We start from the raw sequence: 6,782 nt of genomic DNA on the forward strand, positions 1-6,782 counted from the left end.
GGACGAGTCCACGCGGCACCTTTCTTCTAGGGACAGGAGACAGGGATGTGGTCCCGGGCGGGGTGGACGGGTCGCCTTTATACTGGTGGTGATGTCCGGCGCGGATCGCGCCGGCGGGGAACAGGGGTGTGGGGCATGGATGGGTTGGATGGCAGGATTGTCGGGCTGACGGCGCCGCAGGCGGTCTCGCTGTTCGGCGGGGCGCGGTTCGGCAGGTACCTGTCCGACGCCGGCGGCGACGTGGCCCGGGCTTTGGCCCTGTGCGAGTGGAACCAGCGGTTCGCGGGCGTGCTGCACTCGCAGCTGGGGTACGTCGAGCTGGCGGTGCGCAACGCCGTCGACCGCCGGCTGCGCCTCCTGTCCGAGGCGGAGATGGGCTCGCCCATGTGGTGCCTGCCGGGCAACGCGCCCCTGCTGGTGAACCGGCTGGTCCGCGGCCAGCTCGACATGGCCCGCCGTCGCGCGCAGGGCGATGCGGCGGCCCGGGCGGGGCGGGGCAGCCATCGCGGGGACGCGGCGGTGGCGCATGACGACGTGCTGGCCCAGCTGATGTGGGGCACGTGGGTCAAGCTCATCGGCTTTCCGGTCTCGGACGGGCGGACCGAGGTCCAGCGTATGCTGTGGGGCGCGGCGGTCCGTAGCGCGTTCCCCCGTGTCCCGGACGGGGAGGCGGGGCGCATCATGGTCGCCAGAAGGGTGGAGTACGTGCGTCTGGTGCGCAACAGCGAGGCCCATTTCGACAACCTGTACGCCGAGGCGTTCCGGATCAATCGCGTGGTGGGCTCGATGATGTCCCTGCTGGCCGGCATCGACCCGGCCCTGACCCGCTGCCTTGACGCGGGGCTTCTGCGCGCGACGGCGAGGCGGCTGCGGGTCCTGCTGCCCGGGGATGGGTCCGTGGCCGTTGCGCCGGTGTGACGGCCGGGGTATGATGGGTGTGCCTGGGCGGGGTGGGTCCCGCCTGTGACTTCGGGATGCCGGCCGTGATGGCCGGCATCTTTGATTTGGGGGCGTTCCTTCAGGGGCTGGTGTCCTGCGGTTCCGTGCGGTCTAGTGGGCCGCGTGACCGGTGTGCTGTTGCATTGGCCTGGCGCATGTTCCCCGTTTGGCTTGTTCCGCCGGTCCCGTTTGGCTGGCTCCTGTCCCTAGAAGAAAGGTGTTACGGGACTCGTTCTTCTAGGGACAGGAGACCATCAGGCGTCGAGCCCGGGAGCCGCGGCTGATACAATCCGGTGGCATGACAAACTGGGACGCGGGCACGGACGAACGGGCGGGAAACGGGGAGTACTGGTGCTTCCTCGACGAGACCGGAACGCCCGACTACGACCCCGACAGCACGCCGTACTTCGCGTTCGACAGCGCCGTGTTCGAAGGGGACCACGGCGACGAGTACATGAGGGTGCTGCGGGCCCGCGCCGCGCGCGACGGCGTGCGCAGCGGCTTCCACGCCTCGCACGACAGCCGCGACACCAAGCAGTGCTTCTTCGAGTGCATCGCCGGGATGAACGTGCGCTTCTACGCCACCTTCATGGACAAACGCCGCGCGCGGCCCGGCGAGGGGGAACGGAGCGGCCTGCAGTTGTACAAGCGGACCCTGCTGTGCCTGCCACACCGTCGACCTGGTGCGCGAGCTGTGGGACGGGACGAGCGCCATCACGGTGCATCTTGTGGTCGCGAAGATCAATCTGAGCAGCCGCGAGAAGGCCGTCAGGGACGCGGTGCGCGACGTGTGCGCCCAATTCGACGGCGGCCTGGTGCGCGTGAGGCCCCACATCTGGGACTCGGAGTCGAACGCGGGGCTGCAGGTCGTGGACTACGGTCTGTGGGCCATCCAGCGGCATGTGCTGTCCGGCGGCATGAGGAGCGGCCATTTCAACCGGTTCGTCGAGCCCAAGCTCGGCGCGCCGGTCTGGTTCCCGTGGGGACGCGGCGGGAAAAAGTAGAAACCGGCTATCCCGCTGGGGAAGAACACCCGTGGTATTCTTGTCGCCGATCTGTAGCTTCAGTGTAGTCCCCGACCGGGACCGTGCCTCGCTTCCGTCCCCATAGGGGTTTGTCGGCCGCGATGCCATCGTGGGGCGTCTGCGCGGGTCTTCGGCCGGCCGGGCTGGACGCGATTCCCCTCTTCCGTTCCCGCCATGTGCCGGTCCCGTGCCGTCACGGTCGTTTCCCGCGGTTGTTTTCTGCCTTTGGAGGAACGGATCCCACGACACCCTTTCTTCTAGGGACAGGAGACCGTGGCGGAACAGGAAAGGAACGCCGATCGTAAGATCCAAGGAAGAAATCATAAGAATCGATAAGATCAACGATAAGAAGACAAAAAGGGCGACGCAAAGTCCTGATAGCCCGAGGAGTAAGCGAGGGGCCGCCGACCATGCGAGGCCAACGATCGCTTATTCGATGGGCGGCTTCGCATGGTCGGCGGGACCCGGCACGCGCCCGGATCCGGAACGGCCGGCCATAGGGCGACCCGGGCGGGGTCACTCCCAGTGCAGCGGATGCCTGACGCCTTGCGCGTAATCGCGGTTGCGGGACAGGAACCCGCGAATCTCGCTGGAATACGAATCGTCCGCGTTGATCGCGTCCGCAAGGTAGAACAGCGCGATCAGCGCCTGCGCCACGGAACGCTGCTCGTATCCGAAGTCCGGGTAGCGGCGGCGCATGGCGCGGGTGACGGGCGGGACGATGACCATCTCGCGGTGCCACAGCCGGCTGTGGTGCGAGCACAGATTGCGCAGGTAGACCATGGCGTGGATGATCTCGGACGAGGCGCGCAGGTTGGCGTGTACGTCGAGCGAATGGAACAACTCCCTGAGCGCGGCCGTGTCCCGGTGCAGGCCGAGCATGCGCGAGACGGTGTCGAACGGCATGGTCTCCACCGCCGCCCATATCGGCACCGGCTCGCCCGTCCTGCGGTAGTGCCGGATGCACACCTCGCTCGACATGCCCATCCATTTGGCGATGTTCGCGACCAGCGACAAGCGCAGTTCGACGCCCCTGCGGTTCACGGCCGGCTCGTACGAGTCGACGCCCGCGTACGAGTACGCGCCGCCGTTGCGGGCGACGAGATACGCGAAGCGCGAGCGCACCGTCAGCTCGACGAGGGCGGTGCCCCGCAGGATCATGGAGCGCAGCTCGCGGTCCAGCCGGTACGGTTCGAGGAAGTCCGCGGCGGATACGCCGGGCCTGAAATCGTTGTCCCCGCGCGCCGGATCGTTCTGGAACGCGCGGAAATAGCCGGACAGCCGGTAGTAGTTGGCGTCGAACAGGATGCGCTTCATCCCGTCGCGGTCGGACACCGCCAGCCCACGCGACTCCATGAGGTCGACCGTCTCGTCCAGGCTTTTCGCGGGTTTCAGCGCACTACCTCCGGATATGAAAAGAGCCCTCCGGGTTGCGCACTGTGAGGAGGCGTGGAAGGCTGCTGTTGGCTGTGACGCTAGCATCCGGCCCCGACCATGAGCGCGCCTGCCCGTCCGGCGGCGCGCGGAACGCTCGCGGGAGCCGTCCCCTCCGCGGACGCGGCATCCCCTGCTGTCTCCTGTCCCTAGAAGAACGAGTCCCGTAACACCTTTCTTCTAGGGACAGGAGACCAGGCGCGTGTCCGTTGTCATGCAGATCCCGCAATCATCGTCCCACTGAGGGATTGTTGTGGGATTGTTGGTTTATTGCGGGATTGCGTGGCGACGACGCCGATCCGGGGAAGGGGGATGCCGTGGAGTTGGAAGGCGTGCAGGACATCGAGCGGCTGATCGGAGAACGCGTGGTGGAAGCCAAGAGGGCCCGCGGCGGTCCGCTCCGGAGCGTCTGGGAGACGTGGCCCCGCGCAGGGGCCTTTCATTTCCATGCCCAGCGGCCATTCCGGTCATCGGATCGTTCCCGGTGCTGCGCGCCGCGTCCCGGCTTAAGCCAAGGAAGGCGGAGGCGGCGAGGAACAGCCCTCCCGGAGCCCCTCCCCGGAGGGCCAAGTCCACGAGCGCCAAAAAGAGAAGGGCCGCCGGCCTCGCACGGCCGACGGCCCTCAGTCGTCAAACTGGGGGCGTCGCAACGCGCCCCGCCGAATCAGGGCCCGACGGAGCCGAAGCTTCAAGCGGCCGCCCAAAAAGAGCCCCGAGGTTGGAACGGCCCCTCATCGGCACCACCAGTATACGTGCCCCGACAGGTCGTGGATGACGGCCCCGCTCGCCGCGGTCGTCCTGCACGGCCCCGTCACGGACCGGCTGGATCGGCGCCGGTAAAGCCGGCAAGGAGCACGTCGACCACCGCGGCAGGGGATCACCCGGCCCGCCCGTCCGACCCCGTCCGGGGCAGGTAGCGGGTCGCGGGCCCCCGCCCCTCGCGCTCGAGCAGGCCCCCGTCCACCAGCGCGCGCAGCAGCCTGGCCACCGTCGCCTGGGACACGCCCAGGGCCGCCTGGGCTTCGGCGCGCGTGACCGTCCCGCGCTCCTTGGCCAGTTCCAGAATCACCCGGTCGCGTTCGCCGGCCGGCGCCGGCCCGTCCCCGCGGCCCCCGCCGGGCGCCACGACTCCGGACTCCACGGATCCGGGCGCCAAGGCCGCCCTGGCCCCCGTCCCGCCGCCGCCCACCGCATCCGGGCGCCTGACCGGCAGGACGAGCCTGAACGCGTGGTCGCTGATATTGAACCCCGGCTGGGCGCCCGAACCGGCGTAGTCGTCCAGCATGCGCCGGATCCCGGTGCCGTACGCCTCCACGTAGCGCAGCCGGTAGAACACGTCCGCGAGCCCGGGGTTGCGCTGGCAGGACACGCCGTTGAGCATGTCCGCGCGCGTGAACGAGTCCGGCAGGCCGCCGGGGTTGAGGAACTCCATGCGGTCGGGGAACACGCTGACCAAGGCCGGGGCCGTGAGCGCGTAGTCGCGGTGGATGATCATGTTCAGCAGGGCCTCGCGCAGCGTCAGGGGCGTGTACTCGTACTCGTCCACGCGCCTGAGGCCCGCGATCGTCGAGCGCACGCGGTTGTGCTGCGAGACGAACGCGGCGGCCTGGTCGAGCTGGAGGAACAGGGAGCCCGAGAACTCCTGGCGGTCCAGGAACTCCCCCTTGCCCGGGCCGGCGAACGCGGCGGCCCTGATCTGCGCCGGGCACTGGTCCGACAGCAGCAGCCCCAGGTTCGTGTACCGGCCCTGCGGGTCGGTCAGACGCAGCGTGCGCATGGACGCGTCCGTGAACGCGACGCCGGCGTCGCGGAACGCGCGGCCCGCCGACCGGAACGTGAGGTCTTGATCCAGGCTGACGGCCGGCTCGAACGAGCCGCCCGAGCTCTGGCGGACCATGTCCACGATCATGGACTCCTGCGCCGGTATCGACGCCGCGCCCGAACGCACGTACACGCCCGCGGGCCGGATGCCCTTGTCCGCGAGGTAGTACGGCCGGTTCGCGCCCCGCTGCACGCGCACCGCCGCGACCGGCAGCCCGTCGCGCTCGACCGGCTCCACCGACACGAAGCCCATCAGGTCCGGCCTGATCCCGTCCGAAACCGCCTGCATGGCCTGCCGCATCGACTCGTCCCGGTTCTCCAGGCCCACCGTCCGCCCGTCGTCGTCCACGCCCAGCCAGATCGTCCCGCCGTCCGTGTTCGCGAACGCCACCGCCGTGCGCTTCGCGCCCGCGACCCAGTCGCGCTTGAACTCCACCCGCGGCCCCTCCGCCCATGCCGACGCCATGACCGGACCCCTATCTTCTTATCACCGATCTTATCTTATCTTATCTTATCTTATCTTATCTTATATCTTCTTGTATTGTCCCCCGTGGGTTCCGCGATGCTGCGCGGCGACCGCGTGTCTCCTGTCCCTAGAAGAAAGACGCATGCGGGACTCGTTCTCCTAGGGACAGGCGGCCATGACAGAACAAGAACGGGACGCCGATCGTAAGGTCCAAGGAAGAAATCATAAGAATCGATAAGATCAGCGATAAGAAGATAAAAAGCAGATCAAGCAGACCGGACCGGGTTCTCGTCGCCCATTTGCGGAATCGGGGGTACTTTTGGACTCTTGCAGGGGTCTATTCGCATAATCGGGGATGATCGGGAACCTCATTGGCTTCGAACTTCTTCCATGCCCGATTCAGGAATGTCGGAATTCCGCCATTCCCGTTCGGCGGATAGTTTGCTGCGCCGGCGGATAGGCGGGCGGACGCACCCCTGATTGTGCAGATGGGCGAGCGTGGGACCGTTCCCGTCATATTCCCCGACCATCCTGAGCGAAGTCAAGGATCCTTCGTCATCGTGCACGGAGCTAATAGTGCGGAAGGTTAAGGATCCTTCGACTCCGGCTGCGCCTCCGCTCAGGATGACACGGGAGGGACTTGTGCTCCGCTCAGGATGACGGAAAGCCACCCCCAGTCATCCTGAGCGAAGCCCGCTAGGGCGTAGCCGAAGGATCTTTCGTCATTTCGCATTGAGTCAATGGTGCAGGAGATTAAGGATCCTTCGACTCCGGCTGCGCCTCCGCTCAGGATGACGGGAGAGGCTTGCGCTCCGCTCAGGATGACACGGGAGGGACTTACGCTCGCTCAGGATGACGGGAAGAGATTGCGCTCCGCTCAGGATGACACGGGAGGGACTTACGCTCGCTCAGGATGACGGCGGCCGCCTTTCCACGGAGAGAAATCCCGCATCAACGCGCGCTATCCTCTAAGGAGGCCCAACCAGTCCCCTATACACATCCGACGCTGCCGACGAAGGCATCCGCGGATCCCGCCGTCCACCCCCAATACCAAAACAAGTATCTAACGCGGCACCGTTTCACACGACCGCGCCACC

Annotated in this window: 4 protein-coding genes; 2 read left to right on the top strand and 2 right to left on the bottom strand. The window is 67.2% G+C overall.

The annotated features are described in order from the left end of the window. Nucleotides 1–135: 135 nt before the first annotated feature. Entirely contained in the window at nucleotides 136–918 is a 783-nt protein-coding gene (locus EMO90_RS05210) for a hypothetical protein (protein ID WP_150355102.1), read from the top strand. 704 nt (nucleotides 919–1,622) lie between these two features. Next, nucleotides 1,623–1,943, top strand: a complete 321-nt coding sequence (locus EMO90_RS12390; protein ID WP_150355101.1) for a DUF3800 domain-containing protein — start codon at nucleotides 1,623–1,625, stop codon at nucleotides 1,941–1,943. Nucleotides 1,944–2,480: 537 nt separating this feature from the next. Here EMO90_RS12390 and EMO90_RS05220 read toward each other — a convergent pair. Together EMO90_RS05220 and EMO90_RS05225 are read right to left on the bottom strand one after the other, a co-directional pair. Then, nucleotides 2,481–3,320: an Abi family protein gene (locus EMO90_RS05220; protein WP_223849865.1), complete on the bottom strand. Its 840-nt coding sequence runs from the start codon at nucleotides 3,318–3,320 to the stop codon at nucleotides 2,481–2,483. Nucleotides 3,321–4,275: 955 nt separating this feature from the next. Then, nucleotides 4,276–5,685 (bottom strand): RNA-binding domain-containing protein, encoded by a 1,410-nt coding sequence (locus tag EMO90_RS05225; RefSeq protein WP_150355100.1) that lies wholly within the window; start codon nucleotides 5,683–5,685, stop codon nucleotides 4,276–4,278. Between the last annotated feature and the right edge of the window lie 1,097 nt (nucleotides 5,686–6,782).

This window comes from Bifidobacterium vespertilionis (genome assembly GCF_008698145.1).
Classification (GTDB): Bacteria; Actinomycetota; Actinomycetes; order Actinomycetales; family Bifidobacteriaceae; genus Bifidobacterium; species Bifidobacterium vespertilionis.